The following is a 26,440-nucleotide window of genomic DNA, read 5'->3' as shown; positions in this document are numbered from 1 at the left end:
CGGCCGGAACGCACCGGCGGGCGGCCGGTCACGCGCGGCCGGCCGCCCGCGTATCCCCAGGGTGGGCCGGGGACGGGTGAAGCCGGCTCCCCCGGAAGGGGTGAACCGGTCCCGGCCGGGTAACCGGCCGCCGCAGGACCTGGGGGAGTGGACGCGTCCGTGGGGGTGGGGCCGGATGCCGGAGCAGCAGAGCCGAACCGTGGTCGCGGCGGCGGTGCGAGCCCCGGCCGGCACACCCCTGCTGGCGTCCCGGCTGCGTCCGCCCGCGCTGCCCGATCCGGTGCTGCTGCGTCCCCGGCTGCTGGACGCCCTGGACGCCGGGACCGGCGGCCCGGTCACCCTGGTCTCCGCGCCGGCCGGCTGGGGCAAGAGCACCCTGCTCGCCTCGTGGTGCCGGGCGGCCGGTGACGCCGGGCCGGACCGGGCGGAGGGTGGCCCGGTGACCGCGGCGGCCGAGGGGGCGCGGGAGGCGCTGCCGGCCGGCGCCGCGCCGGGGGACTTCGGCGCGGCCGGGGACGGCGCGCCGGACGGCGAACCGCTCCGGGCCGCCTGGCTGTCGGTGGAGGCCGGCGACGACGGGGACCGGTTCTGGTCCTACCTGGCGGCGGCGCTGCGGGCGGCCACCGGCCCGGCCGGGGACGCGCCCGAGCCTCCGGTGCCCGACCGGCCGCCCCGCCCGGACCAGCTGGAACTGCTGGCCGCGGCGCTCGCCGCCCGGGACCGGCCGGTGCTGCTGGTGGTGGACGACCTGCACCGGATCACCGACCCGGCCGCGCTGACCGGGCTGGAGTTCCTGCTCCGCCACGCCGGCCAGCGGCTGCGGCTGGTGGTCGGCGCGCGGGCCGGGCTGCCGCTGGCGGTGCACCGGTGGCGACTGGCCGGGGAGCTGACCGAGCTCGGCCCGGACGAGTTGGCCTTCACCGGTGACGAGGTGGCCGACCTGCTCACCGCGCACGGGGTGGTGCTGCCGGCGGCCGGGGTGCGCCGGCTGCGGGAGCGGACCGGGGGCTGGCCGGCCGCGCTCCGGTTCGCCGCGCTGGCCCTGCGCGGCCAGCCGGACCCGGCGCGCTGGGTGGAGCAGTTCGGCGGCGACCAGCCGGACGTCGCCGGCTACCTGCGCGAGGAGGTGCTCGCCGGGCTGGACCCCGAGGCACAGGACGTGCTGCGGCGCACCGCCGTGGCGGACGCCGTCTGCGCCGGGCTGGCCGACGCGCTCACCGGCCGCGCCGACACCGAGCCGACGCTGGCCGCCCTGGCCGGTGCCGGCGGGCCGCTGCGCCGCGACGACAGCCGCCCGCCCTGGTACCGCTGCCATCCGCTGCTGGCCGACCTGCTGCACGCCGAGCTGGCCCGGCTGCCCGCCGACGAGCTGCGCGACCTGCACCGGCGGGCGGCCGGCTGGTACGCCGACAACGGCCGGCCGGCCGACGGGCTGCGGCACGCGCTGGCCGCCGGCGAGTGGGGCACGGCCAGCGACCTGTTCGTCACCCGCTGGCCGGAGCTGGCCCCGTACGACCGGGACGCCCCGGGCGGGCCGGCGCCCGTCGTCCCACCGACCGAGGCGGTGGCCCGGGACCCGGAGCTGGCGCTGGCCGGCGCCGCGGAGCGGGCGCACGCCGGGGACCGGACGGCCGCCGCCGAGCGGTTGCGGCTCGCCGCCGAGCACGCCCCGACGCTGCCCGCCCCGCGCCGGGAGCGGTTCCTGCGCCTGGTCGCCGCGCTGGAACTCGCCCTGGCCCGGCTGGCCGGCGACCACCGGGAGGTACGCGCCGCAGCGGCCCGGCTGCTCGCCACCCGGACGCACGCCGGGATGCCCGGCGCCGCGCCCCGCGGCGACGCGAGTGAGGACGCCGACGTGCGGGCGGTCGCGGAGACCGCGGTCGGCCTGGTCGACCTGGCCGAGGGGGACCTGCGGGCCGCCGCCGCCGGCTTCGGTCGGGCGCTGGCGGCGGCGCGGGAGGCGGGCCGGCCGCGTACCGAGCTGGTCTGTGCCAGCCGCTCCGCGCTGCTGCGGGCGGCCCGGGGCGAGCTGCGGGCGGCCGAGGACGCCGCCCGGGCGGCGCTGGCCCTGCCGCCCTGCCAGGGTTGGGCCTGCCGGCTGGACTGCGGCCACGGGTACCTGGCGCTGGCGCTGGTGGCGTTGCACCGCGACCAGCCGGAGGAGGCGGAGGCGAACCTGGGGCTGGCCGCGCCGGCGACCACCGGTGAGCCGACGGTGGCGGCGCTGGCGGCGCTGTGCCGGGCATACCTGCGGCGCGACGCCGGCGACCCGGGCGCCGGGCTGCGGTTGCTGGCCGAGGCCCGGGAGCGGCTGGCCGACCGGCCCCGGGCCGTCCAGCCGACGCACTGGCTGCTGGCCGCCGAGGCCGACCTGCGCAGCGGTCGGGGTGACCTGGACACCGCCCGCGAACTGCTCGCCGGCCGGGTACGCGAGCAGGCCGACCCGGTGCTGGCGGTGGCGCTGGCCCGGGTCGAGCTGCGCGCCGACGATCCACGCGGCGCCGGGCACCTGCTGCCGGACTGGCAGGCCCCGGAGGCGGCCGACTGGCCGCTGCCGGTACGCCTCGACGCCGCGGTGCTCGACGCGGTGCTGGCCCGCCGGGCGGGGGACGAGCGGCGGGCCGGCCGGCTGCTGGAGGCGGCGCTCGACCTGGCCGGGCCGGACGGCTACCGGCGGGTCTTCACCCGCGCCGAGCCGGGGGTGCGCGATCTGCTCGCCGCGCACCTCGACGCCGGCACCGCGCACTGGCCGACGGTCAGCGACCTGGTCCGGGGCGCCGACGAGCCGACCGGGCGGGCGGCGGCCGAGCCGGCCGCGACGGCGCTGGACGAGCCGCTGACCGAGCGGGAGCTGACCATCCTGCGCTACCTGCAGAGCATCCTGTCCAACGTGGAGATCGCCAGCGAGCTGTCCCTGTCGGTCAACACGGTGAAGACCCACGTCCGCAACATCTACCGCAAGCTCGACGCGACCCGCCGGCGCGAGGCGGTCCGGCGGGCCCGCGAACTCCGCCTCATCTGACCCCGCCCGCACAGACGATCGAGAGACTTGCGTCACGGTCGACGCAGGGCTCTCGATCGACAGGAGGGGAGAGGCTCAGGGATTGGCGGCGGCGTCCACCGCGGTGAGGAGGTCGGCCAGGTCGTAGGCGTCGTCGTGGCGGACCTCGTTGATGAAGAGGGTGGGCGTGGCGTTGACGCCGCTGCGGATGCCGCTGACGAAGTCCCGCCGCACCCGGTCACCGTGCGCCTGCCGGTCCACCTCGGCGCGCACCTCGTCGATCGGCAGGCCGAGCTGCTCGATGCCGAGCGAGAGGTGGACCGGGTCGAGCTGGTCCTGGTGCTCGTAGAGCCAGTCGTGCATGGCCCAGAACCGGCCGCGCCGGTCGGCCGCCTCGGTGGCCTCGGCGGCGCTCTCCGCGTACGGGTGCATGTTGGCGATCGGGAAGTGCCGGTACACCAGCCGGACCGTGTCCGCCCGCTGGCGGAGCAGCTCGGTCAGGTTCCGGTAGGCGGCGCCGCAGAACCGGCACTGGAAGTCGGCGTACTCGACGATGGTCACCGGTGCGTCCACCGGTCCGCGGACGTGGTCGTGCTCGGTCACGGGGGTGCGCAACCGGGCGGTGACCTGAAGTGGCGTGGTCATCGGACCCCCCGATCGCCGGCGGACCCGGGCACGGCGCGCCCGGGTCGGATCAGCCCGTTCGGCTCAGTCATGGCTCCCAGCCTGGTCCCGGACGGGGTGAGCGCGGCTCACCCGCGACGGGTGGTTCGGCGCCCGGCCGGGACCCCCGGCGGCTCAGCCGAGTACGGGAGCGACCGCGATGTGGTTCTGCACCTCCCGGATGCCGGGCGCGGACCAGACGATCCGCTCCACCTCGGCGCGTTCGGGCATGGAGTGGACCAGGCCGCCGAGCAGCACCGTGTCGCCGTGCACCCGCACCGTGATCCGCTCCGCCTCGGTGGCCCGGTTGCGGGCCAGCGCGTCGACGATCCGCTCGGCGAGCAGGTGCCCGTCCGGCCGTACGTCGGGGCGGACGGTGATCCCGTTGCTCACCCCGCGTACGCCGGTGAGCCGGGCGACCGCCCGTTCGGCGGCCCGTCGCTGGTACTCCCACTCCACCTCGCCGTGCAGGGTCACCCAGCCGTTGGAGACGGTGACGTCGAGCTGCTCGAGCGGCACGAAGGCGTCCCACTCCAGCGCGTGGCCGGCCGCGGCGGCGAGGTCCGGGTCGGCCCGCTCGGCGCCGGTGCTCAGTTGCACGGCCAGGTCGTTGGCGACCGCGCGGACCCGGGTCACCCGGTGCGCCGCCCGCTCGGCCGCCCACTTCTTGGCGTAGCTGTCCACCCGGCCGGTGAGGGTGACCACGCCCTCCGAGACGGTCACGCCGATCTCGTGCGGCTGCACCCGGGGCTCCCAGGTCAACTCGTCGAGGACGGCCGACTGGATGTCCTGGTCGGTACGGGTGATCGTGGTGATGGCCATGTTCACTCCTCCCCGAGATGGCGGGCCTGCGTACGTCACGCCGTCCCCGATCCTGCCGCCGCCGGGGATGAGGCTCCCTCACCCGACCGGGGTTATCCGGATCCGCGCTGTGGGAGCGCTTCCATCCGGCCCGGTAGATCGGTTAGGGTGAGCGCGTTCCTCGGGTGCGGGAGCCGTCGTGCCGGGCAGCGGAGCAGGGGCAGCTCCGCCGTTGCGCACGTCGCTCGTCCCCGGGCGCGCCACCCGCGCGTCTCCGGGCGTCCCCCTGGAGAGGACCGCAGATGCGGAGAAGTTTCGTCGGCGCGGTGGTGTCCGCGCTGGCCGCCACCGCGGCCGTGGTGGCGGTGCCGTTCACCGCCGCCGGCTCCGCGCCGGCCGCCGAGGCGTACGACTGGAAGAACGTCCGGATCGACGGCGGCGGCTTCGTCCCCGGGATCGTCTTCAACCCCACCGAGAAGAACCTGATCTACGCGCGCACCGACATCGGCGGGCTCTACCGCTGGGAGCAGGGCAGCCGGTCGTGGACCCCGCTGCTGGACTGGATCGGTGCCGACAGGTGGGGCTGGAACGGCGTGGTCAGCGTCGCCACCGATCCGGTGCAGACCAACCGGGTGTACGCGGCGGTCGGCATGTACACCAACGACTGGGACCCGAACAACGGTGCCATCCTGCGCTCGGCCGACAAGGGCGCCACCTGGCAGGTCACCGAACTGCCGTTCAAGAACGGCGGGAACATGCCCGGCCGGGGCATGGGCGAGCGGCTCGCCGTCGACCCCAACCGGAACGGCACCCTCTACTACGCCGCCGAGGGCGGCAACGGCCTGTGGCGCAGCACCGACTTCGGGGCGACCTGGGCGAGGGTGGCGAACTTCCCCAACGTCGGCAACTACCGGGCCGACCCCAGCGATCCGAACGGCTACAACGGCCAGAACCAGGGCCTGACCTGGGTCAGCTTCGACAAGAGCACGGGTACGCCCGGCACCGCCACGCAGACCATCTACGTCGGCGTGGCGGACAAGGAGAACCCGGTCTACCGGAGCACGAACGGCGGCGCGAGCTGGGAGCGGATCCCCGGCCAGCCGACCGGCTACCTGGCGCACAAGGGCGTCGTCGACCCGGTGGGTGGCTTCCTCTACATCGCGACCAGCGACACCGGCGGCCCGTACGACGGCGGCAAGGGCGACGTCTGGAAGTTCTCCCGTGCCACCGGCGGGTGGACCCGGATCAGCCCGGTCCCGTCGGACAGCGCGGACGCCTACTTCGGCTACAGCGGGCTGACCATCGACCGGCAGCGGCCGAACACCCTGATGGTGGCCACCCAGATCTCCTGGTGGCCGGACGCGATCTTCTGGCGCAGCACCGACGGCGGCGCCACCTGGAGCCGGATCTGGGAGTTCAGCAGCTACCCGAACCGCACCAAGCGCTACACCATGGACGTCAGCTCGGTGCCCTGGCTGACCTTCGGCAGCAACCCCGCCCCGCCGGAGGAGTCCCCGAAGCTCGGCTGGATGAACGAGTCGGTGGAGATCGATCCGCACGACAGCAACCGCTTCCTGTACGGCACCGGCGCCACCATCTACGGCAGCACCGACCTCACCCGCTGGGACACCGGCGGGCAGTTCACCATCCGGCCGATGGTGAAGGGCCTGGAGGAGACAGCGGTGCTCGACCTGGTCAGCCCGCCGTCCGGGGCGCCGCTGGTCAGCGCGCTCGGCGACATCGGCGGCTTCCGGCACAGCGACCTGGACGCGGTGCCGCCGATGATGTTCACCCAGCCCACCTTCACCAGCACCACCAGCCTCGACTACGCCGAGACGAAGCCGGCGGTGATGGTGCGGGCCGGCAACTTCACCGACGCGGACCGCCCGAACGACAGCCACGTGGCGTTCTCCACCGACGGTGGGGCGAACTGGTTCCAGGGCACCGAGCCGGCCGGGATCAACAACGGCGGCACGGTCGCCGCGGCCGCCGACGGCAGCCGGTTCGTCTGGGCCCCGGGCGATGCCGGCCAGCCGGTGGTGCACAGCGTGGGCTTCGGCACCTCGTGGACCGCGTCGACCGGCATCCCGGCCAACGCGACGGTCGAGTCCGACCGGGTCGACCCGAACCGGTTCTACGGCTTCAGCGGCGGCAGGCTCTACGTCAGCACCGACGGCGGGGCGAGCTTCACCGCCTCGGCCGCCACCGGCCTGCCCGCCACCGCCAAGGTGAAGGCGCTGCCCGGCAAGGCGGGCGAGCTGTGGCTGGCCGGCGAGGGCGGGCTGTGGCGGTCCACCGACGGCGGGGCCAGCTTCGCCAGGCTGGGCAGCGTGAGCGCCGCCGGCAACGTCGGCTTCGGCAAGGCCGCGCCCGGGCGGACGTACCCGGCGCTCTACCTCTTCGGCACGGTCGACGGCCAGCACGGCGTCTTCCGCTCCGACGACACCGGCGCGAGCTGGGTCCGGATCAACGACGACCAGCACCAGTACGGCAACGCCGGCGACGCGCTCACCGGCGACCCCCGGGTGTACGGCCGGGTCTATCTCGGCACCAACGGCCGCGGCATCCTGGTCGCCGACCGGCTCGGCGGCGACCCCACCCCGACCCCGACCGACCCGACGCCCACCCCGACGGACCCGACGCCCACCCCGACCGGCCCGACGCCGACGGCGACCGTGACCCCGCCGCCCGGCGGGTGTTCGGCCAGCTACCGGGTGACCGGCTCCTGGCCGGGCGGCTTCCAGGGCGAGGTGGTGGTCCGCAACACCCGCCCCACACCGATCACCGGCTGGACGGTGGACTGGGCCTTCCCCGACGGCCAGCGGATCACCCAGCTCTGGGGCGGTACGCACACCCAGACCGGCCCGGCGGTCACGGTCCGCGACGCCGGCTGGAACGGCGGACTCGGCGGGGGCGCCAGCACCACCGTCGGCTTCCTCGGCAGCTGGACCGGCGCCAACGGCCCACCGCTCGCGATCACCTGCACCAGCCGCTGACCCCGGCGGCGGGCGGCCCGGAGCGCCCGCCGCCGGTGGTGCGGCGCGGACTCCGGTCCGCCGGGGCGGCCTGAGGGGTCCGGCGCCCCGGCGGCCCGGGCTCTGGCCGGGTCGCCCGGACCGGCGGAGTCCTCGGGACGCGCCTAGGCTCGGTGGCCGGAACGAGGGAAGGGGATCACCCGTGAGTCCGATCAGGACGGCCTACCTGACCGCCGCGCGCTCGGCGCTCGACCTGCTCGCCGATCCGGCCGTGGCGGCCCGGTGGGACGAGCCCAGCGCGCTGGCCGAGTTCGCTGTCGGCGGGCTGGCCGGCCATCTCGCCGGCCAGCTGTTCCAGGTCTCGACGGTGCTGGCCGAGCCGGTCCCGCCCGGCGATCCGGTCGGGCTGCTCGACCACTATGCACCCGCCCGGTGGATCGGGACCTCGCTGGACGACGAGATCAACGTCGGCATCCGCCGGGCCGGCGACGAGGCGGCGGCGGACGGGCCGGCGGCCCTGGTCGACCGGGCCGCCACCACGCTGGGCGAGCTGGCCGAGGCGCTGCCGGCACAGCCGGCGGACCGGGTGGTGCACCTGGCCCGGGGGCCGTGGTCGCTCACCCTGGACGACTACCTCACCACCCGGCTGATGGAGATCGCGGTGCACTCCGACGACCTCGCGGTCAGCGTTGGCGTACCCACCCCGGAGCTGCCCGCCGAGGTGATCGACCCGGTGCTCTCCCTGCTGGCCCGGCTCGCCGTACGCCGGCACGGGCAGCCGGCGGTGCTGCGGGCGCTCAGCCGCGCCGAGCGCGCCCCGACCGACATCACCGCCTTCTGACCCGCCCCGCCGCAGCCCACGCACGTTCACCGAAGGAGTGGCCATTCCGTGCGGGATGGCCACTCCTGCTCTGTTCGAGGGAACGGGAGCGGGCCCGGGTGGGCCGGGGTGGGCGGCGGGGGCCGGATTCCGAGACGTGACGGGCCCCGGTCGACCCGTGGTCGACCGGGGCCCGGGAGGGTCCGTGCCGGGGGGGTCAGCCGTCCAGGCCGACGGGGGAGTTCGGCCGGTCCACGTCGACGAACTCGATGTCGTCGGCGGCCCGGTCGCGGCTGCCCGCCGCCCGGGCGGCGGTGCCGGCGGCCCAGCCGATGGCCGCGCCGGCCAGCGCGGCCGCGATCAGCAGCGTCCAGGGCAGCGCCGGCCGGCGGCCGGCGAGCGCGTCGAAGGCCAGGCTGGCGCGGCGGCGGGCCTCGTCCGCCGCGGAGCCCACCAGGTCGCCGGCCCCGTCGGTCAGCCCGGAGCCGCCCCGCCGGGCCGACCGGGCGGTGTCGCGGACGCTGTCCCCGGCGGAGCTGACCGCCGAGACGAGCTGCTGCCAGGCCTGGTCAGCGATGCGCTCGGGCTTGCTGCGGCGGTCCAGCAGGTTGGTTCCGAACATCGTGGTTACCTCCTCGGGGTGCCGAAGTCGGCCGGCCACTTCGGACTCCGGCGTCTGTCCGGCGCGTTACGGTTCGCCTCCATCGCCAGTGCCCCGACCGTGGCCGGCGCAAACCCGGCGCGCGGCCCGGCGCCGGCGGCGCGCCCGGCGTCCCGCCGCCGTCCGGCGGGACACCGCCGCCGCGGCCGGCCGGGCGGCCCCGACGGGACACCGCCGCCGCGGCCGGCCGGGCGGCCCGACGCGGCCCGCGAGGACCGGCGCCGACCCGGCCCGCGAGGACGGGCGCCGTCGCAGCCCGCAAGAACTGCGCCGAGACGGGCCGGGCGGCCCGACGCGGACCGCGGGGAGCGGGGACGCGGCGGGCCGCTGCCGGCGGTCACGCCCGGCGCGGGTCAGTGGTCAGCGCAGCACCACGACCGCCGCCGGGCCGCGGGCGAAGTCGTCATCGTCGTCGTCGTCATCGCCGCCGCCACCGAACCCGCAGGCCAGGACGAGGGCGAGCAGCGCGCCGACCCCGGCCAGCGCGGCAAGTCTCCTGAGCATCGATCGTCTCCTCCGTCGCAGTCGGCTACCTCCCCGCCGATGCTAGGCGCGGGGGGCAACGGCGGGGCCGCAAGCACGGGGGCGCGCCCGGCACGGAGGAGTTCGGCGGCGGTGGTGCCGGCCCGTTACCCTGGGACGGCGACGCGTGGGCGTCCGCCGATCGTTGGGGAAATAGAATACGAAAAGTCCGGATAAGGGCGATTTGGTATGCCCGGATCCGCGAATTGCTCATCCCGAGGGGTGGCGACCGAGGCCGTGAGAGGAATACTCTCGGTCGCGGCCCGCGTACTGATGAGGCGCCCGTCGGACGGGCGAGTGGAGGTGCTCGCGTGAGCCTGTCGATCGTGAAGTCGGTTCTGTCCGGTGGTGTCATCGAGATCGCCCCGCGTGGCGAGATCGACGTCGACACCGCGTACGAGGTGCGCGAGGCGATCGCCGAGGTGCTGGCCAAGGGCCGGCCGACCCGCATCGAGCTCAACATGCGCCTGGTCACCTTCATCGACTCGGTCGGCATCAGCGCCATGGTCGCCGGCTTCCAGACCGCCGAGGTCAGCGGCGTCAAGCTGGTCGTCACCGAGCCCAGCCGGTTCGTGCACCGCCAGCTCTGGGTCACCGGCCTGCTCGGTCTCTTCGGCGCCCCCGAGCCCTACTACGCCGGCGCTCCCGCCCCGGAGGTCCTCCCCGGCGCCTGACCACGCGGCCGACCGGCCCGCCGCGCCCGGGCATCCGGGAGTGCGAGCCGGCGACGTTCAGCCGCCCGGTTCGGCCGCCGCGTCGAGGCCGGAGAGGTCGATGTCGCTCACCTCGGTGACCGCGCGGATCGCCGTCACCGAGGCGTACCCCTCGGCGAGCAGCGCCAGGTCCGTGCCGGGCTGCACCGACTGTCCCGGCTCCTCCAGCGAGGTCCGCACGTACCCGTGCCCGGACTCGGCCACCGTCATCTGCACCTGACCGAAGCTGGCCAGCGCGCCGCGGCGCACCCCGCGCAGCCGGCCGGGCGGCAGGTCCGGCGCGTTCACGTTGAGCACGCTCTCCACCGGCCCGGCGGTCAGCCGGGGGAGCAGGTCGAGGGCGACCAGGGCGGCGGTCGCCCAGTGCCGCTCGGCGTCGCGTACCCGGGCGGCGGCGGCCACCGCGGCGCCGCCACTGGCGGCGGTCGCCTCGCCGGCCGAGAGCACGTCCAGCGAGACGGCCATCGCCCGGCAGCCGTTCGCGGCGGCGGTGAAGGCGGCGCCGACGGTGCCGGAGTGCAGCACCGCGCGGCCGGCGTTGGCACCCCGGTTGATCCCGGAGAGCACCACCGACGGCGGCGGGCCGAACGCGCCGTGCACGGCGATCAGCGCGATGAACCCGGGCGAGCCGCCGACCCCGAAGGCGGGCACCCCCGGCAGCTCCGGCAGCGGATGGTCCTGGACCACCACGTGGCCCTCGCGTTCCACCGCTGTCATCGAGGCGCTGGTGCCGCTCGCCTCCTCCAGCGGGGCGGCGACCACCACGTCCAGCCCCCGGTCCACCGCCGCCCGGGCCAGCGCCTGGATGCCGGGCGCGGCGATCCCGTCGTCGTTGGTCACCAGCACCCGCAGCGTCATCGCTCGGCCGCCCGCTCGGCCAGCTCGTCCGGGGTGGTCCGCTCCTGCGGGCGGCTGCCGGCCGGCACCAGCCGCACCCGGTCGACCAGGCCGGTGATCGAGTCCAGCCGGCCGGTGCCCAGGCCGTGCCGGGTGACGTTCAGCGCGCCGGCCGCAGCCCCGGTACGGATCGCGGTCCGCACGTCGCCGCCCCGGGCCACCACGGCGGCCACCCCGGCGGTCATCGAGTCTCCCGCGCCGCGCGGGTCGGCGGCCTGCAGCCGGGGCATCTCCACCTCGAACACCTCGCCGTCGACCAGGGCGAGCGCGGGCTGCTCGGCGCGGCTCACCACGACGTTCTCGGCGCCGCCGGCGTGCAGGTCGTACATCGCCCGGGTGAGCTGTTCCTCGTCCGCGCCGGCGGCCCGCCCGTCGGCGATCAGCTCCTCGTGGCTGACCTTGAGGAAGAACACGCCGCTGTCCAGCACCGCGGCGAGATGCTCGCCGGACAGGTCGACCACCACCCGGGCGCCGTTGGCGCCGAGGTCGGCCGCGAAGCGCCGGTACAGCTCGGCCGGCACCAGCGACGGTTCGTTCGGCCCGCTCAGCACGCTCACCGGCGCGCGCAGCCCCTCGCCGAGCGCCAGGTTGTAGAGCTCGTCCAGCTCGTGGCGGCTCAGCGGCTGCCCGGGCACGTCCACGATCTCCCGGCGGGCGCCGTCGCGGCGGTCGTGCACGTAGCCGCCGCTGCCCGACTCGCGGACCACCACCTTGAGGTCGACGCCCTCGCTGACCAGCAGCGGCTCCAGCACCTGGCCGATCTCGCCGCCCAGCGCGGTGCAGAGCACCACGTCCACGCCGAGCGACATCACCATGCGGGCCTGCCAGACGCCCTGCCCGCCCGGGTGCAGGTGCAGCTCCGGCTGGTCGCTCGGCTGGTCCACGGTCACCGTCAGCCGCGGCGTCGGCGCGAAGACCATCACGTGTTCGTTCATCCCTGCTCCGCGCTCCGTCGCCGACACGGTCGGTGATCCCTCATCAGCTGACCGTATCCGGGCGGCGGGCCGCCGTCCCCCGGTCCGGCTGGCGTGTCGCCGGGCGTTGCCAGGCGTGCCCGCGGTGGGCGACGATCGTCCGACCAGTGACGGTGGGGAGACGGTGTGCTCAAGCGGGATTCCTTCAGTTACACCGTCCAGGCCCGCTGCCCGGTGGCGGAGGCGGCGGCGCTGCTGGCCGATCCGACCCGGCAGGCGGAGCTGCACCCGTTGATCGTCCGGGTCCGGCGGGTGCGGACCCGGCCCGGCGCCCAGGCCAGCTACGCGATCACCGACCGGCTGGCCGCCGGGCCGCTGCGCTTCCCGGTCACCTACCGGGCGGACGTGCTGGTCGCCGCCACCGACGAGATCGTCACCGTCGCGCGGCAGTGGCCCGCCACCACTGTGCGCAACCGCACCCGGCTGCGGGCCGAGCCGGACGGGGTGCGGATCGACGTGGAGATCACGCTGACCGCGCCGGCGCCGCTGTTCGGCTACGCCTTCCGCCAGGCCCGCTCGGCCCACCTGGGGCTGGCCGCCCGGCTCGGCGCGGTGCTCGACCGCGGCGCGGCCGACCCGCCGGCCCCCGGCTGAGCGTCCCCCACCTCCGCCGGTCGGCGGACGCCCGCCGCGACCCGCGCGGGCTCAGCGGACCGCCGCCGTGGTCGGGCGCCGCGCGGGCCTGCCGGTGGCCCGCCGCAGCCGGCCCCACGGTTTGTACGTGGAGAGCACGGTCGCCACGATGAGCAGGGTGGTGGAGACCGAGGGGGCGACCACCAGGTCGATCCGGTCCCGCACCGGGAACGCCGCCCCGGCCTCCCCGGCGTGCCGCAGCGTCGGGCTGAGCTGGAACAGCACCAGCCCGGTCATCACGGTGGTGAGCAGGAACTTGACCAGCACCCAGCGGTGCCGCAGCAGGCCCCACGGGGTGAGCAGGGCGCTGGCCACGCCGACCAGCCAGACGGCCACGCTCAGCGGGGCGAAGAGCACGGTGCCGACCAGCGCGGAGATCGGGTAGACGGCGGCCGGGTCCGCGCCGCGCAGCACGGCGACGCCGAGCGCGAGCAGGACGAGGTCGACGCCGAGCCAGCCGAGCGAGGTGACCAGGTGCAGGGTGAGCAGGGCCTTGCGGGCGGGAGGCGAGAGTCGGCTCATACCGGACGATGGTGCCGCCGTGGCGGGCGGCGGTCGTCGGGCCGCTGACGACACCCGGCCTACGTCCCGGGGCGTAGCGCCGGGCGTGGCGGCCCGTCCGTCCGGCGTACCCGGTGACCCGCCGCGGGGGCGGGTCACCGGGGCCGGGCGTCAGTACACCGACAGGTGCACGTGGTTGGTGTGGTCGCTGGACGGGTCGCCGCCCGCCCCGCTGTACGACTTCCACCCGCTGCTGGGCAGCCAGATCTGCCGGTACCAGATCACGTAGAGCACGGCGAGCCGGTCGGCGTTCTTGATGAAGAACGCGGCCAGGTTGTTGCCGTACGTCTTGTCCCCGCCGGTGGCGTCCCCGCCGAAGCCGCTCTTCTGTGCCGCGAAGTCGCAGGCCCGGCCCTTCGGGTGCTCGCCGGAACCGCCGGAGCGGTAGCAGGAGACGTACCGGGTGAAGCCGGCCGCCTTGGCCTGGTTCAGCGCGTGCAGGGTGCGCGGGGTGATGCAGCCGTTGGCCGGCGTCGGGTCGTTGACGCTGCACGACTCGGACGGCCAGGAGCCGTCGGAGTTGCGCGGGGCCGGCTTGGCCGTCGCGGTGGAGGTGCCCCGGTTGGAGGTGTCGCCGGAGGTTTTCGCGTTGGCCACGGTCAGCGCCCGTTCGGCCTGCTCCTTGCGCTTGGCCATCAGGGTGACCTGCTTGCGCTGCTCGCGGATCTCGCCGTCCAGGGCGAGCTTGGTCCGGTTGGCCTCGTCGCGGGTCTCCTGGAGGTCGCGCAGCGCCCGGTCCTCGTTGGCCGCGACCGCGTCGAGCGCGGCGGCCCGGTCCATGAAGCCCTCCGGGGAGTTGCTGTTGAGCAGCGCCGAGGCCGCCCCGAGCCGCCCGGCGCGGTACGCCACGCCGGCGATCTCGCCGACCTTGCTGGTGCGCTCGGCCAGCTCACGCTCGGTGGCCTGGAGCTGGACGCCCAGGTCCTTCTGCCGCTTGACCGACTTGTCCAGCGCCGCCTTGGCGTCCAGGTAGCCCTTGCTGGCCGCCTCCAGCTGGGCCCGCAGGGCGGGGGTGCCGCCCTCGGAGTCCTGCCCGGGAGCGGCGGCGAGCAGGCCGGCGGTGGGTGGTGCGGCGCCGGCCGGTGCGGCGGTGACCGGCGTGATGGCGACGCCGACGGCGAGAGTGGTGACGATCAGTGCCGCCATCCGGGCGACGGTACGTCGTACAGGTGCCACTACTGGCATGCAGATGTCCTTCCGTCAGCCGCCGACCGGGTTAGCTGACGGGTTCGGGACGGAAGATCCCTACCGCTGACGCGGATGCACCCCAGGAACATGGTTCCCCGGCTCGCCTTGTCGGGCGATTAGGCGGCGGCCGCCGCCGGCACCGGTGCGTGCCGCCTGGCGGAGGCCGGAACAGAGCCTACCGGTGCCACCGTGACCATTGCAGCGGATGTGACTGACGGTGCCTGCGTGGTCACGGGAAAATCCGGCATAGAGGCACAATACACACCCAGATTTAAGGTTGTGCTCCATTACCACTCAACCGACCCGCAGACCCCGGGGGCCGCTCCCGGCTCGATCTGCAACGTCGCGTGCTCGATCCGGAAGTCCTCGTGCAGGGCGGCGCGGGCCGCGGCGAGGACCCGGCCGACGTCCGCGCCGGGAGTCATGGTCAGGTGCGCCGAGGCCACCTCCATGCCCGACGTGAGCGTCCAGACGTGCAGGTCGTGTACGCCGGCCACGCCGGGCACCGCGGCCAGCCGGTCGTGCACCGCGGTGACCTGGAGGTGCTCCGGGGCGGCCTGCACCAGGATGCGCAGCGCGGCCCGCCCGAGCCGCCAGGTGCGGGGCAGGATGAACAGGCCGATGCCGACCGCCACCAGCGGGTCGGCCCACCACCAGTCGGTGACCGCGATCAGCAGCGCCGCCCCGATCACGCCGAGCGACCCGAGCAGGTCGCCGAGCACCTCCAGGTAGGCCCCCCGTACGTTGATGCTCTCCCGGGCACCGGAGCGCAGCAGCGCGAAGGCGGCCACGTTGGCGAGCAGGCCGAGGACGGCCACCACCAGCATCGGGCCGGCCAGCACCTCGGGCGGGTCGCCGAACCGGCGTACCGCCTCGACCACCACGTAGACCGCGACGCCGGAGAGCAGCACGGCGTTGGCCAGCGCGGCCAGCACCTCCAGCCGGTAGAGCCCGAAGGTGCGCTGCGGGTCGCCGGTCGCCCGCCGGGTGGCGGTGATCGCGGCGAGGGCCATCCCGATGCCGAGCACGTCGGTGAACATGTGCCCGGCGTCGGAGAGCAGGGCCAGCGAGCCGGTGCGGAAGGCGGCCACCGCCTCCACCACCATCAGTGCGGTGAGCAGGCCGAAGGCGCCCCAGAGCCGCCCCCGGTGATGGTGGGCCGCGTTCACCGCCCCGTGGTGGTGGTCATGACCTGCGCCCACGCGAACACCCTCCGCCGCCCGTCCGGACCCGGTCAAATATATGCTCACATAGCTATGTATGCAACTGTCGGGGCCACGCGGACCCGGCCGGGCGACCGGCGCCTCGGGCTCAGCCGGTCGGGTCGATGGTGGTCAGCCGCTGGGTGGCCCGGGAGAGCGCCACGTAGAGGGTGCGTACGCCCGAGCCCGGATCGGCCCGGATCTCGCTCGGCCCGACCAGCACCACCCCGTCGTACTCCATGCCCTTGGCCTCCAGGCTGGTGACCACCTGGAGCCGGGGGGCGCCCAGGCCGCCCAGCCAGCCGGCGACCTCGTCCCGGCGCGGCACCGGGGTGATCACGCCGACCGTCCCCTCCACCTCGGCGAGCAGCGCGGAGGCCGCCTCCACCACGGCGGTCTCCAGCTCGGCCGCCGGCACCACCAGCTCGACCGGGTCGACCCCGGTGGAGCGGACGGCGGTGGGCAGCGGCAGCTCGGGATAGAGCCGGCGGATCTCGGCAGCGGCCACCGCGAAGATCTCCGCCGAGTTGCGGTAGTTGGTGGTGAGCGTGAACTGGTGCCGCTTGCGCCGGCCCAGCGCCTGGTCCCGGGCCCGGGTCAGCTCCTGCGGGTCGCCGGTCCACGCGGTCTGCGCCGGATCGCCGACCACCGTCCAGGACGCCAGCCGGCCCCGCCGGCCGATCATGCGCCACTGCATCGGCGAGACGTCCTGCGACTCGTCGACCACCACGTGGGCGTACTCCCGGTAGTCCTCCGGGCGCTGCCGGGCCGCCTCGCGGGCCGCCCGCTGCCGGTCGGCGAAGGTGCTCAGCTCGCGCACCCCGCCGGCCAGCTGGAACGGGTCCCGCTTCGGCCGGGCCGGGCGCACCGGCTGGCCGAGCAGCGCGTCCAGCTCGTCCAGCAGCGCGACGTCGGCGATCGTCAGCCCCTCGCCGTCCAGCGTCCGGTACGCGGCGGTGAGCAGCCGGATCTCCCGGCCGGAGAGGATGCCGCCGGCGTACCGGCGCAGCCGCTGCGGGTCGGCCAGCCAGCCGAGTACGTGCCGCGGGTGCAGCCGGGGCCACCAGGCCTTGAGGAACTCCCGGAACTCCGGGCGGTCGGCCAGTTCGTCCTCGAACGCGCGCTGCTCCGGCAGCCGGCCGATGTTCAGCCGGCGGGCCTGTGCCCAGAGCGCGGCGAAGACGCCGTCGAAGCCGGCCCGGCGCACCTCGTTGCGGCGGGCGCCCCGGGGCAGCGCGCGGTCCCGGATGGCGTCCAGCTCGGCCCGCTCCAGCCGGAGCAGCTCGCCCCGGTAGAGCAGCCGCAGCTCGGCCGGTTGGTCCGGCACCGCGTCCCGGACCGCGCGCTCCAGCACCCGGCGCATCCGCAGCGAGCCCTTCACCGCCGCCACCTCGGGCGGGTCGGTGCGGGTGGCGGTCATCCCGGGGAAGAGGCTGCCCAGCGAGCGCAGGGTGGCGGTGTCCTCGCCGAGCGACGGCAGCACCGAGGCGATGTACTCGACGAAGACCGTGGACGGGCCGACCACCAGGATCCCGCCGCCGGCGTACCGGCTGCGGTCGGAGTAGAGCAGGTACGCGGCGCGGTGCAGGGCCACCGCCGTCTTGCCGGTGCCCGGGCCGCCCGACACGATCGTCACGCCGGAGCCGGGGGAGCGGATCGCCTCGTCCTGCTCCCGCTGGATGGTGGCGACGATGTCGCGCATACCCCGGCCGGTGGCCTTGGAGAGGGTGGCGAGCAGCGCCCCGTCGCCGACCACCGCCATGTCGGCCGGCGCGGCGGCCGGATCGAGCAGGTCGTCCTCGATCCGGGTGACCCGCTCGCCCGACGACTGGATCATGCGGCGGCGCACCACGTTCAGCGGCTGCGCCGGGGTGGCCTGGTAGAACGCGGCGGCGGCCGGGGCCCGCCAGTCGACCACCAGGGTGGCGGCGTTCTCGTCGCGGATGCCGAGCCGCCCGACGTGCAGCACCTGGCGGTCGCGCAGGTCGAGCCGGCCGAAGACCAGCCCCTCGTGCTCGGCGTCCAGCACGTGCCGGCGCTGGGCGGCGTGGAAGACCATCGCGTCCCGTTCCACCAGCGCGCCGAAGTTGCCCACCCGGGCGAGCCGGTAGCCCTCCCGTTCGGCGCGGACCGCGGACCGGCGCAGTTCCGCCAGTCGGGCGTACACCCGGTCGAGATGCCGCTGTTCGGCGGCGATCTCCTGTTCCAGGGTGGTCTGGTCGGTCAACGCTCGGACTCCTCGGACGGCGGTGGGCGGCCGCGACGGGGCGAGCGGCCGCGCGCCGGGGCTGACCGGGTGAGGGTACGGCAGCGTCGCGACCGGCGGCCGAGGCGTACGCGATCAGTGACCCCGGTGACCCGTTCCCGACGGCCGGGCGGGGCGACCCGCCGGCCGGACTCAGCCGGTCGGGGCGGCCGGCCGGGCGGTGACCTGGCGGACCACGCCGAGCAGGGCCGCGTTGACCTCCTCCGGCCGTTCCATCATCAGCATGTGCCCGGCGCCGGGGCAGACGGTCAGCTCGGTGGCGGGCAGCGCCGCGGCGATCGACTCGGCGCACGGCGGCGGGGTGAGCCGGTCCCGGTCGCCGACCAGCGCGGCGGCCGGCAGGTGGGCGAGCGCGGCCAGCGTCTCCAGCCGGTGCTGCGCCCCGATGGAGGCCCGGAAGCCGCCGATCGAGCGCAGCGAGGCGCGGGCCACCGCGGAGGTGACCAGGCGGATGTCGGACGCATCGCAGCGGTCGCCGAAGAGCATCCAGCGGATGCTGGGGCGCAACGCGCGCAGCAACGCCCGCGGCGGCCGCCAGGACCCGCAGCGGGCCAGTACGCCGGCTCCGGTGGTCTCGGCCAACCGGATCAACCGGGCGATCCGGGGCGACAGGCCGTAGGCGGTGTGCGTGTGCCCCTCGGCGGTGGTGGCGACGAAGACCAGCCCGGCGACCCGGGCGGCGAAGTGCTCGGGGTGCCGGTGGGCGTACTCCATCACCGTCATGCCGCCCATCGAGTGCCCGACCAGCACCACCGGGCCGGTCGGCGCCACCTCGTCCAGCACCGCCGCCAGGTCGTCGCCGAGCTGGGCCAGGGTGGCGGTGGGCAGCGCCATGCAGCTGGAGCGGCCGTGCCCGCGGGCGTCGTAGGTGACCACCCGCACCGCCTCGCCGGCCGCCTCGCGCAGCGCGGCGAGCTGGCGGTGCCAGCTGCGCCCGTCCAGCGTCCAGCCGTGCAGCAGCACCACGGTGACCTCGGCGTCGGCCGGGCCGGTGCACTCCACGTGCAGGCGTACGTCGTCGGGTAGACGTAGGTCCAACTGCTCCGGCATCGCCACCTCCCCGGGCCGCACAGCTCCGCAACACCGGGGATACCCGGTGGTAACACCGGCTACCCGCCATGACACCACGCCAACCGCGCGGAAAGAAGATTCGCGACCGGGCGCCGTCGGGCGGCCGGCCCGAGCAAGCTGGGGGACATGCGGTCCCCGCGGACAACCCCGACCGGTACCGGCGGTGCCGGTGGTGCCGGTGGTGCCTCCTGGGACGGCCGTCCGGCCGGCGGGACGGCGCGTGCCGGTGGTGCCTCGCCGGAGGGCCGCCCGGCCGGCGGGACGGCGCGTGCCGGTGGTGCCTCGCCGGAGGGCCGCCCGGCCGGCGGGACGCCGCGCGCCGCGCTGGCCGAGCTGATGGCCGGCAACCGGCGGTTCGTCAGCGGCCAGCCGATCCACGGCCACGACGTGACCGCCGCGGCGGCCAGCGCCTCCGGCGACCAGCAGCCGTACGCGGTGGTGCTGGGCTGCATCGACTCGCGGGTGCCGCTGGAGGCGATCTTCGACCAGACCTTCGGCTCGATCTGTGTGATCCGCACCGGCGGGCACGTGCTGGACCGCGCGGTGCTCGGCTCGATCGAGTACGTCGTCGACGAACTGGGCGTACCGCTGGTGATGGTGCTCGGCCACGAGCGGTGCGGGGCGGTCGCCTCGGCGCTGGCCGCGGTGCGCGAGGGGCGGCGGCCCGGCGGCTCGCTGGCCCACCTGGTCGACCAGATCGCCCCCGCGGTGCGGGAGGTGGGCGTCGACGACCCCGGCGCGCACCCCATGGCGATCCGCCGCCACGTGCTCCGCACCGTGACCGCACTCCGCGCCGACGACCTCCTGGCCACCCCCGTGGCAGCGGGCCGGGTGGACGTAGTCGGCGCCCTCTACGACCTCTCCACCGCCCAGGTAACCCTCCTCAACCCCACCCCCTGACCCGTTGATCATGAGGTTGACGGCGAAGTCGATCTCGGAAACCGCCGCCAACCTCATGATCACCGGAAGGGGTGGGGGAGGGGGAGGACGCGGAAACGCCCGTCGGGGGTGCCGACGGGCGTTTCCGGGTGGTGCTTGGGGAGGCTCAGGCCTCGAAGACGCCGGCCTCGACGAGGCGCTTCTCGGTGGCGTCCCAGCCGTCGCCCGGGTGGGCGGCGTTGAGGGTGTTCAGCTCGGCCCGGATCTTGGCGGCGTGGCCGGCGGCGGCCAGCACCCGGATCTCCTCGATGAAGGCCTCGGAGTCGGTGCGCAGGTGCGCGGTCTTGCCGTTGGTCAGGTTCCGCACGTAGGCGTGCTTGCCGCCGTTGAGCGGGATGACGTACTTGAACTCGCCCAGCACGCTGAGGGCGCCACCCTGGCCAGCCTGGCCGGCCCGGACGGACGCGCGCGCGGTCTTAGAGGTGTTGCTCGCCACGGAGGTACTCCTTGCAAGACGTACGGGAGGACGGAACGTCCGGGGGCTGTGCGGGTGATGCCCGGAAGGGGCGTCGGCCCGCGGAAGATGTGCGCGGCACAGGCCGCCGATGGAACTGTACACGACCACGATCCCTGGCTGGTCATCGCGTTCGAGAGGCTCAACCGCGGTCACCCGTCCGGCTATTCCGGCGGCGAATTTTCCGATTCCCTGGCGCACCATCCGTCACACCAGTCATCATGTGTTCCAGTAGCCACTCGGATCGGCGAGGTCGTAGGGGAAGACGCACCTCGCACTCCGGGAGGTCACCGTGCCAACGCGTGGCGTCGTATACGTCCACTCGACCCCGCTCGCCGTGTGCTCACACGTCGAGTGGGCGATCGCGCGCGTCCTTGCCGCGCCGGTCGACCTGCAGTGGACGGCTCAGCCCGTCGATCCCGGCGCCCGCCGGGCCGAGTGCGGGTGGACCGGTCGTCCGGGGACGGGCGCCGAACTGGCTGCTGCCCTCCGGCAGTGGCCCATGATCCGTTTCGAGGTCACCGAGGAGCCGAGCCCCGGCGCCGACGGCGAACGCTTCATGTACGTACCGGGCCGGGGGCTGTTCCGGGCCACGGTCGGGGCGGCCGGTGACATCCAGCTCGGCGAGGACCGGCTGCGCAGCATCATGGCCGGCGCCCGGGCGCCGGAGGCGCTGGCGCACGCGCTGGACAAGGCCCTCGGCACCGCCTGGGACGCCGAACTGGAGCCCTACCGGTACGCCGGGGACGGCGCGCCGGTGACCCTGCTCACCCGGGTCGGCTGACCCCCGCGTGCGCCGGGGCTCCGCGCCCCGGCGCGGCGACGCCCGGCGGACCGGCGCGCGTAGGGTCGGGTTGCCCCGATAAGCGTCGAACTGGTGGGATGGCTCGCGTGTCGATATCTCCGCGACGTGCCGGCGTCGCGCTCGCCGCACTGACCGCACTGCTCCTCTCCGGCTGCGCCGACAAGCCGGACCGCCCCCGCCCCACCCCGGCGGCGAGCGGCTCCGCGCCGGCGGCGACGCCGACCGCCGTCCCCGCCGGGGACCCCGCCGCCCGGGCGGCCGCCCTGGTCGGCACGCTCACCGACGAGGACCTGGTCGGCCAGGTGCTGATGCCCTACGCGTACGGGGACGCGGCGACCAAGGTCTCGCCCGGCTCGGCGGCCGGCAACCGGGCGCTGGCCGGGGTGGACACCCCGGCCGAGATGGTCGCGAAGTACCGGCTCGGCGGGCTGATCCTGGTCGGCTTCAGCGCCGACGACCCGACCAGCGGCAACCAGGAGACCACCAACGTCGACAACCCGCGGCAGGTCCGCGAGCTGACCACCGGGCTGCGCGCGGCCGCCGGCAAGCTGCCCACCGGGGCGGCCCCGTTCCTGATCGGCACCGACCAGGAGTACGGCGTGGTCACCCGGATCACCGACGGGGTCACCCTGCTGCCCAGCGCGCTGGCCGCCGGCGCGGCCGGCGACCCGGCGCTGACCGAGGCCGCCTGGAAGGCCGCCGGCACCGAACTCGCCGCGATGGGCGTCAACCTGGACTTCGCCCCGGTCGCCGACGTGCTCGCCACCCGCAGCACGGTGATCGGCTCCCGGTCGTTCGGTGCCGACCCGCAGCGGGCCGCGGCGCAGGTCGGCGGCGCGGTACGCGGCCTGCAGGGCGCGGGCGTGGCGGCCACCGTCAAGCACTTCCCGGGGCACGGCCACAGCGCCACCGACTCCCACAAGGACCTGCCGGTGCTCAAGCAGTCCCGGGCGGCGCTCGCCGCCGGGGCGTGGCCGCCGTTCACCGCCGGCATCGACGCGGGGGCGATGGCCGTGATGTCCGCCCACCTGGACGTACGGTCGGTCGACCCGGGTACCCCGGCCACCTTCTCGCACAAGCTGCTCACCGAGGTGCTCCGCGGCCAGCTCGGCTTCCAGGGCGTGGTGATCACCGACGGGATGAACATGGCCCCGGCCAAGCGCTGGTCGCCGGGGGAGGCCGCGGTACGGGCGCTCAAGGCCGGCAACGACCTGATCCTGATGCCGCCGAACGTCGGCCAGGCGTACGACGGGCTGCTCGCCGCCCTGCGCGACGGCTCGCTGCCCCGGGCCCGCCTGGTCGACGCGGTAACCCGGGTGCTGACCATGAAGTTCAAGCTGGCCGACCGGCCGGCCCCCGAGCTGTCCACGCTGGCCGCCCCGGCCCACCGCGAGGCGGCCCAGCGGCTGGCCGCGGCGGCCGTGACGGTGCTGCGCGGCACCTGCGGCGGCGGCGTCCGCGGCCCGGTGACGGTCACCTCCTCCGGCGGCCGCGACCACACCCGGGCGGCGCTGACCGAGGCGCTGACCGCGGCCGGGGTGAAGGTGGTGCCCCGCGGCGGGACGGTGGTGCACCTGGTCGGCTACGGCGACGGCGCCGGCGACCTGCGCGCCGACGCCGCCGTCACGGTGGCGATGGACACCCCGTACGTGCTGGGGAGCGCGAAGTCGCCGACGCTGCTGGCCACCTACTCGTCCAGCCGGGCGTCGATGACCGCGCTCGCCGGGGTGCTGGCCGGCAAGGCGCAGCCGTCCGGCCGGTCCCCGGTCAAGGTGCCCGGCCTGCCCGCCACCACCTGCGCCGCCTGAGCGGGGTCAGTCCCGGTTGATCCGGGCCGACTGCTTGACCAGCTGGTACGCCGGCAGCAGGTCCGCCGGATCCGGCGCGTCCAGGCTCAGCACGATCGGGCCGTAGAGGGACGCCAGGGCGATGGCCCGGTCCGGGTCACCGTCCTCGGTGTAGCTCGCCTCGACGGCGTCCAGCGTGCCGGCCCGGAGACGCCGGTACTCCACCCCCGTCGCCTTCGGCGAGTACGCGCCGACGAAGTGCTTCAGGTGCTCCTCGGCACCGCCGGCGACCCCGTCGACCCGCCACACCCGCAGGAACCCCAGTTCGCCGGCCGGCCGGGAGTCGAGCTCGCACAGCAGGGTGGCGTTACCGACACCCAGGTCGCCGCCCTCGGCCGAGGGCTTCACGGCCTTGACCTTCCACCCCGCCGGCAGCGAGAAGGTGACCGGGAGCGCGCAGGGCGTGCCCTTGCCGCCCACCGGGACGCCGGCGGGTGCGGCGGCGACCTCGTCGTGCCAGGGCGGCCCGGGGACCACCGGTGATGCGGTGGTGCTCGGTGACGCCGACGGCGAGCCGCCGGCCGCCGGCTGGTCCTTGTCCTCGGCGCAGCCGGCGAGCGGGCCGAGGGTGAGCGCGGCCAGCAGGGCGGCGCGGGTACGTCGGTGCATGGTGTCCATCCCCCGTTGACGATCTTCAGCGGGCCTCATCAAAGCGGCACGGGCACCCGGCGTCAATCCCGTTCGCGTCCCGCCGTGGCGGGACGACCGGCACGCCGTACCGGGGGCCGGCCGGCCCCCGGTACGGCGCCGGTTCAGCCGGCCGCGCGCAGGGCGGCGACCAGCCACTCCACGGCCGGCACCGCGGGCTCGAACGGCGGCCGGCGGTTGAGCACGCCGATCAGCTGCCAGTACCGCTCCACCCGCCGGTCGGTGAACGCGGCGATCGAGTCGGCCAACGCCCGGCGCTGCCGCGGGGTGAGCGTCGGGTCCACCATCTCGTCCAGCACCGCCCGGCCCTCCGGCGAGGCGGGGTCGGTGCCGGCGGCCAGCGCCGCGCGCGCCAGCTCCAGCTTCGTCATCGGCTCCGGCGGGGGCGGCGTCGCGTCGCCGGCACCGGCCACCGCCATCTGGCGTACCCGGCGACGGAAGTCCGGGTCGGCCACCAGCTCGGCCAGCTCCAGCCAGGCGTCCACCTCCTCGTCGCTGGGCTCGTCCGGCAGGTCCGCGGGCAGCGCCCGCATGGCCTGCGCCAGCCCGGCCGCCGGGCCGTCGACGCCGGCGAACACCTCGGCCACGAAGTCGTCGATGATCTGCTGCCGCTCCCGTGCGGAGAGCCGGGCCAGGTCGTTCACGAGTCTCAACTCCTCGGTCGTACTGCCACGTCGGGTGACCGACCGCAACACCGCCCGGCGCAGCCGCAATGTCCGGATCTCCGCGTCCAGCGCCCGGGCGTGCGCCCGCGCCACGTCCCGGACGGTGCTCTGCCGGTCCACGATCCGGCGCGCGTCGTCCAGGCCGATCCCCAGCTCGCGCAGGGTGCGCAGCAGCTCCAGCCGGGCCACGGCGGCCGCGTCGTAGAGCCGGTAGCCGCCCGGCGAACGGCCGGTCGGCGGCAGCAGGTCGAGGTCGGACCAGAAGCGGATGGTCCGGACCGACAGGCCGGTCCGGCGGGCGAGCTGCCCGATGGTGAACAGTTCGGTGCGGTCGTCCACGCCGGTCAGCCTCCTGTCTCCAGCCGCTGGAGAGTCAACCCGGAAAACCGTTAGCGGTGGTGGGTCCGGGGTGACAACCTCGCCGGCATGGGAACGGCACAGGGTTTCGGGTACGTGGAGCGGGCCGACGGCACGGTGGTGATCACCCACAACGGGCGGGCGGCCGGCACCCTGCGGGGCGGTCGGGCGGCCCAGTTCCTCGCCGAGGTCGAGGACGACCCGCAACTGGTGATGGCGCGGTGGACCGGCAACTACCGCCGGGGCAACGAGCGCACCGCGAAGCGCCACCCGCGCAACCAGGGCTGACCGACGCGAGCGCGGACCCGTACGGTACGGGCGGCGGTCGGAGCGCCGCTACAGCGGGATGTTGCCGTGCGCGCCCCGGGCGGCCGGCGCCGCGGCGAGCGCCTCGGCGATCCGGCGCCGGGTCTCCGCCGGCTTGATCACGTCGTCCACCACGCCGATCTCCAGCGCCCGGTTGACCCCGCCGGCCACCCGGACCTGCTCCTCGATCAGCTGGGCACGCAGCGCCTCCCGCTCCTCGGCGGGGGCGGCGGCCAGCTTCTTGCGGTGCAGGATGTTCACCGCCGCGCTGGCGCCCATCACCGCGACCTCCGCGTTGGGCCAGGCGAAGACCGCTGTCGCGCCGAGCGAGCGGGAGTTCATCGCGATGTACGCCCCGCCGTACGCCTTGCGGGTCACCAGGGTCACCCGCGGTACCACCGCCTCGGCGAAGGCGTGCAGCAGCTTCGCGCCGCGCCGGACCACGCCGTCCCACTCCTGGCCGAGGCCGGGCAGGTAGCCGGGGACGTCGACGAGCACGATCAGCGGCACCCCGAGCGAGTCGCACATCCGCACGAACCGGGCCGCCTTCTCGGCACTGGAGGCGTCCAGGCAACCGCCGAGGCGCAGCGGGTTGTTGGCGATCACGCCGACCGTCCGGCCGGCGAACCGGCCGAGCGTGGTGACGATGTTCGGCGCCCACTTGGCGTGCAGTTCCACGCCGGGGGCGTCGAGCAGCGCCCGGACCACCGGCTTGACGTCGTACGCCCGGTTGGCCTCGGCCGGCATCCTCGCGGCCAGGTCGTGGCCCTCCCCGCCCTCGGCCGGCACGTCGTCCGGGCAGAGCCGGCCCTGGCGGCCCAGCAGCGCGGCGAGCCGGCGCGACTCGGCCAGCGCGGCCTCGTCGTCGGCGCACGTCACGTGCACCACGCCGGAGCGCCGGCCGTGCGGCTCGGGGCCGCCGAGGCGCTCCATGTCGACCTGCTCGCCGGTGACGCTGCGGACCACCTCGGGACCGGTCACGAAGATCCGGCCCGCGCCGCTCATCACCACGATGTCGGTCAGCGCGGGCCCGTACGCGGCGCCGCCGGCCGCCGGACCGAGCACCACGGAGATCTGCGGCACCCGGCCCGACGCCCGGACCATGGCGGCGAAGACCTGACCGACCGCGTCCAGCGCGACCACGCCCTCGGCCAGCCGGGCCCCGCCGGAGTGCCAGAGGCCGAGCACCGGGACCCGCTCCCGCACCGCCGTGTCGATCGCGTCGACGATGTGCCGGCACCCGTCGGTGCCCATCGCGCCCCCCATCCGCGTGGCGTCGGTGGCGTACGCGACGGCCGGCGTGCCCTCGATCTCGCCCCGCGCCCAGAGCACGCCCGAGCCGTCCCGGGGCGCCAGCAGGCGCAGCGAGCCGGCGTCGAAGAGCGCCCGCAGCCGCACCTCGGGGTCGCGGTGGTCCACTGTCGAGGTGTCGGCGCCGACGGCGGTGCTGGTCACATCAGCCTCCCAGGCG

The 26,440-nt window shown here is 75.6% G+C and carries 24 protein-coding genes and 1 riboswitch; of the genes, 9 read left to right on the top strand and 15 right to left on the bottom strand.

The annotated features are described in order from the left end of the window. Nucleotides 1-100: 100 nt before the first annotated feature. Nucleotides 101-3,022, top strand: a complete 2,922-nt coding sequence (locus SM577_RS02535) for a winged helix-turn-helix domain-containing protein (protein ID WP_474586224.1) — start codon at nucleotides 101-103, stop codon at nucleotides 3,020-3,022. A gap of 75 nt (nucleotides 3,023-3,097) precedes the next feature. On the opposite strand, the gene SM577_RS02530 is transcribed toward SM577_RS02535, so the two are convergent. Next, the gene (locus SM577_RS02530) at nucleotides 3,098-3,646 is read right to left on the bottom strand and encodes a DsbA family protein (protein ID WP_302918888.1); all 549 of its coding nucleotides are present in this window, start codon (nucleotides 3,644-3,646) and stop codon (nucleotides 3,098-3,100) included. 153 nt (nucleotides 3,647-3,799) lie between these two features. Then, complete coding sequence (locus SM577_RS02525; protein ID WP_302918887.1) at nucleotides 3,800-4,486, bottom strand: BON domain-containing protein; 687 nt, start codon at nucleotides 4,484-4,486, stop codon at nucleotides 3,800-3,802. A 281-nt stretch (nucleotides 4,487-4,767) separates the two neighbouring features. On the opposite strand from SM577_RS02525, the gene SM577_RS02520 reads away from it, so the two are divergent. Further along, complete coding sequence (locus tag SM577_RS02520; protein ID WP_474586173.1) at nucleotides 4,768-7,461, top strand: cellulose binding domain-containing protein; 2,694 nt, start codon at nucleotides 4,768-4,770, stop codon at nucleotides 7,459-7,461. 181 nt (nucleotides 7,462-7,642) lie between these two features. Continuing rightward, on the top strand, nucleotides 7,643-8,281 hold the full coding sequence (locus SM577_RS02515) for a maleylpyruvate isomerase N-terminal domain-containing protein (RefSeq protein WP_302918885.1): 639 nt from the start codon (nucleotides 7,643-7,645) through the stop codon (nucleotides 8,279-8,281). 196 nt (nucleotides 8,282-8,477) lie between these two features. On the opposite strand, the gene SM577_RS02510 is transcribed toward SM577_RS02515, so the two are convergent. Further along, nucleotides 8,478-8,882, bottom strand: coding sequence for a hypothetical protein (locus tag SM577_RS02510; RefSeq protein WP_088992537.1), 405 nt, complete (start codon nucleotides 8,880-8,882; stop codon nucleotides 8,478-8,480). Nucleotides 8,883-9,281: 399 nt separating this feature from the next. Continuing rightward, nucleotides 9,282-9,425: a hypothetical protein gene (locus tag SM577_RS02505; RefSeq protein WP_302918884.1), complete on the bottom strand. Its 144-nt coding sequence runs from the start codon at nucleotides 9,423-9,425 to the stop codon at nucleotides 9,282-9,284. A gap of 329 nt (nucleotides 9,426-9,754) precedes the next feature. On the opposite strand from SM577_RS02505, the gene SM577_RS02500 reads away from it, so the two are divergent. After that, nucleotides 9,755-10,117 (top strand): STAS domain-containing protein, encoded by a 363-nt coding sequence (locus SM577_RS02500; RefSeq protein WP_088992538.1) that lies wholly within the window; start codon nucleotides 9,755-9,757, stop codon nucleotides 10,115-10,117. A 57-nt stretch (nucleotides 10,118-10,174) separates the two neighbouring features. Here the strand turns inward: SM577_RS02500 and surE are convergent, their stop codons facing one another. Together surE and SM577_RS02490 are read right to left on the bottom strand one after the other, a co-directional pair. Beyond that, the gene (gene surE / locus SM577_RS02495) at nucleotides 10,175-11,014 is read right to left on the bottom strand and encodes a 5'/3'-nucleotidase SurE (protein WP_302918883.1); all 840 of its coding nucleotides are present in this window, start codon (nucleotides 11,012-11,014) and stop codon (nucleotides 10,175-10,177) included. Then, nucleotides 11,011-11,988 carry a 1-phosphofructokinase family hexose kinase gene (locus SM577_RS02490; RefSeq protein WP_474582068.1) on the bottom strand — a complete coding sequence of 326 codons (978 nt, stop codon included), beginning with the start codon at nucleotides 11,986-11,988 and terminating at the stop codon, nucleotides 11,011-11,013. Before SM577_RS02490 ends, surE begins: the two co-directional genes overlap by 4 nt. A gap of 165 nt (nucleotides 11,989-12,153) precedes the next feature. Between SM577_RS02490 and SM577_RS02485 the strand changes: the two genes are divergently transcribed. Next, nucleotides 12,154-12,621: an SRPBCC family protein gene (locus SM577_RS02485; protein WP_302918881.1), complete on the top strand. Its 468-nt coding sequence runs from the start codon at nucleotides 12,154-12,156 to the stop codon at nucleotides 12,619-12,621. Nucleotides 12,622-12,672: 51 nt separating this feature from the next. Here the strand turns inward: SM577_RS02485 and SM577_RS02480 are convergent, their stop codons facing one another. The 5 genes from SM577_RS02480 to SM577_RS02460 form a co-directional block, all read right to left on the bottom strand. Further along, complete coding sequence (locus tag SM577_RS02480; RefSeq protein WP_302918880.1) at nucleotides 12,673-13,182, bottom strand: hypothetical protein; 510 nt, start codon at nucleotides 13,180-13,182, stop codon at nucleotides 12,673-12,675. Between the two features lie 150 nt (nucleotides 13,183-13,332). Further along, complete coding sequence (locus SM577_RS02475; protein ID WP_474586172.1) at nucleotides 13,333-14,406, bottom strand: coiled-coil domain-containing protein; 1,074 nt, start codon at nucleotides 14,404-14,406, stop codon at nucleotides 13,333-13,335. A gap of 4 nt (nucleotides 14,407-14,410) precedes the next feature. Beyond that, nucleotides 14,411-14,542: riboswitch (cyclic di-AMP (ydaO/yuaA leader) on the bottom strand. Between the two features lie 154 nt (nucleotides 14,543-14,696). Beyond that, nucleotides 14,697-15,611, bottom strand: coding sequence for a cation diffusion facilitator family transporter (locus tag SM577_RS02470; RefSeq protein WP_302918878.1), 915 nt, complete (start codon nucleotides 15,609-15,611; stop codon nucleotides 14,697-14,699). A gap of 109 nt (nucleotides 15,612-15,720) precedes the next feature. Beyond that, a complete protein-coding gene (locus tag SM577_RS02465; RefSeq protein WP_474582069.1) occupies nucleotides 15,721-17,838 on the bottom strand; it encodes a HelD family protein in 2,118 nt (705 codons plus the stop codon). Nucleotides 17,839-18,009: 171 nt separating this feature from the next. Then, nucleotides 18,010-18,927 carry an alpha/beta fold hydrolase gene (locus SM577_RS02460; RefSeq protein ID WP_474582070.1) on the bottom strand — a complete coding sequence of 306 codons (918 nt, stop codon included), beginning with the start codon at nucleotides 18,925-18,927 and terminating at the stop codon, nucleotides 18,010-18,012. A 357-nt stretch (nucleotides 18,928-19,284) separates the two neighbouring features. On the opposite strand from SM577_RS02460, the gene SM577_RS02455 reads away from it, so the two are divergent. After that, nucleotides 19,285-19,848 carry a carbonic anhydrase gene (locus SM577_RS02455; RefSeq protein WP_302919639.1) on the top strand — a complete coding sequence of 188 codons (564 nt, stop codon included), beginning with the start codon at nucleotides 19,285-19,287 and terminating at the stop codon, nucleotides 19,846-19,848. 145 nt (nucleotides 19,849-19,993) lie between these two features. Here the strand turns inward: SM577_RS02455 and SM577_RS02450 are convergent, their stop codons facing one another. Next, nucleotides 19,994-20,323, bottom strand: a complete 330-nt coding sequence (locus tag SM577_RS02450; protein WP_088992546.1) for a hypothetical protein — start codon at nucleotides 20,321-20,323, stop codon at nucleotides 19,994-19,996. Nucleotides 20,324-20,633: 310 nt separating this feature from the next. Here SM577_RS02450 and SM577_RS02445 point away from each other — a divergent pair, with 310 nt between their 5' ends. Both SM577_RS02445 and SM577_RS02440 read left to right on the top strand, forming a co-directional pair. Then, nucleotides 20,634-21,125: a DUF3145 domain-containing protein gene (locus tag SM577_RS02445; RefSeq protein ID WP_088992547.1), complete on the top strand. Its 492-nt coding sequence runs from the start codon at nucleotides 20,634-20,636 to the stop codon at nucleotides 21,123-21,125. A 98-nt stretch (nucleotides 21,126-21,223) separates the two neighbouring features. Beyond that, nucleotides 21,224-22,954: a glycoside hydrolase family 3 protein gene (locus tag SM577_RS02440; RefSeq protein WP_474586171.1), complete on the top strand. Its 1,731-nt coding sequence runs from the start codon at nucleotides 21,224-21,226 to the stop codon at nucleotides 22,952-22,954. A gap of 6 nt (nucleotides 22,955-22,960) precedes the next feature. On the opposite strand, the gene SM577_RS02435 is transcribed toward SM577_RS02440, so the two are convergent. Both SM577_RS02435 and SM577_RS02430 read right to left on the bottom strand, forming a co-directional pair. Next, nucleotides 22,961-23,602, bottom strand: coding sequence for a lipoprotein (locus SM577_RS02435; RefSeq protein WP_302918874.1), 642 nt, complete (start codon nucleotides 23,600-23,602; stop codon nucleotides 22,961-22,963). A 143-nt stretch (nucleotides 23,603-23,745) separates the two neighbouring features. Then, nucleotides 23,746-24,645 (bottom strand): helix-turn-helix domain-containing protein, encoded by a 900-nt coding sequence (locus SM577_RS02430; RefSeq protein ID WP_474582072.1) that lies wholly within the window; start codon nucleotides 24,643-24,645, stop codon nucleotides 23,746-23,748. An 87-nt stretch (nucleotides 24,646-24,732) separates the two neighbouring features. Here SM577_RS02430 and SM577_RS02425 point away from each other — a divergent pair, with 87 nt between their 5' ends. Continuing rightward, the gene (locus SM577_RS02425; RefSeq protein ID WP_302918872.1) at nucleotides 24,733-24,951 is read left to right on the top strand and encodes a hypothetical protein; all 219 of its coding nucleotides are present in this window, start codon (nucleotides 24,733-24,735) and stop codon (nucleotides 24,949-24,951) included. 48 nt (nucleotides 24,952-24,999) lie between these two features. On the opposite strand, the gene SM577_RS02420 is transcribed toward SM577_RS02425, so the two are convergent. After that, nucleotides 25,000-26,424, bottom strand: a complete 1,425-nt coding sequence (locus SM577_RS02420; protein ID WP_302918871.1) for an acyl-CoA carboxylase subunit beta — start codon at nucleotides 26,422-26,424, stop codon at nucleotides 25,000-25,002. Nucleotides 26,425-26,440: the final 16 nt, after the last annotated feature.

The organism is Micromonospora desertarenae (genome assembly GCF_056150265.1).
This window is presented reverse-complemented; position numbering and strand designations above follow the sequence as displayed.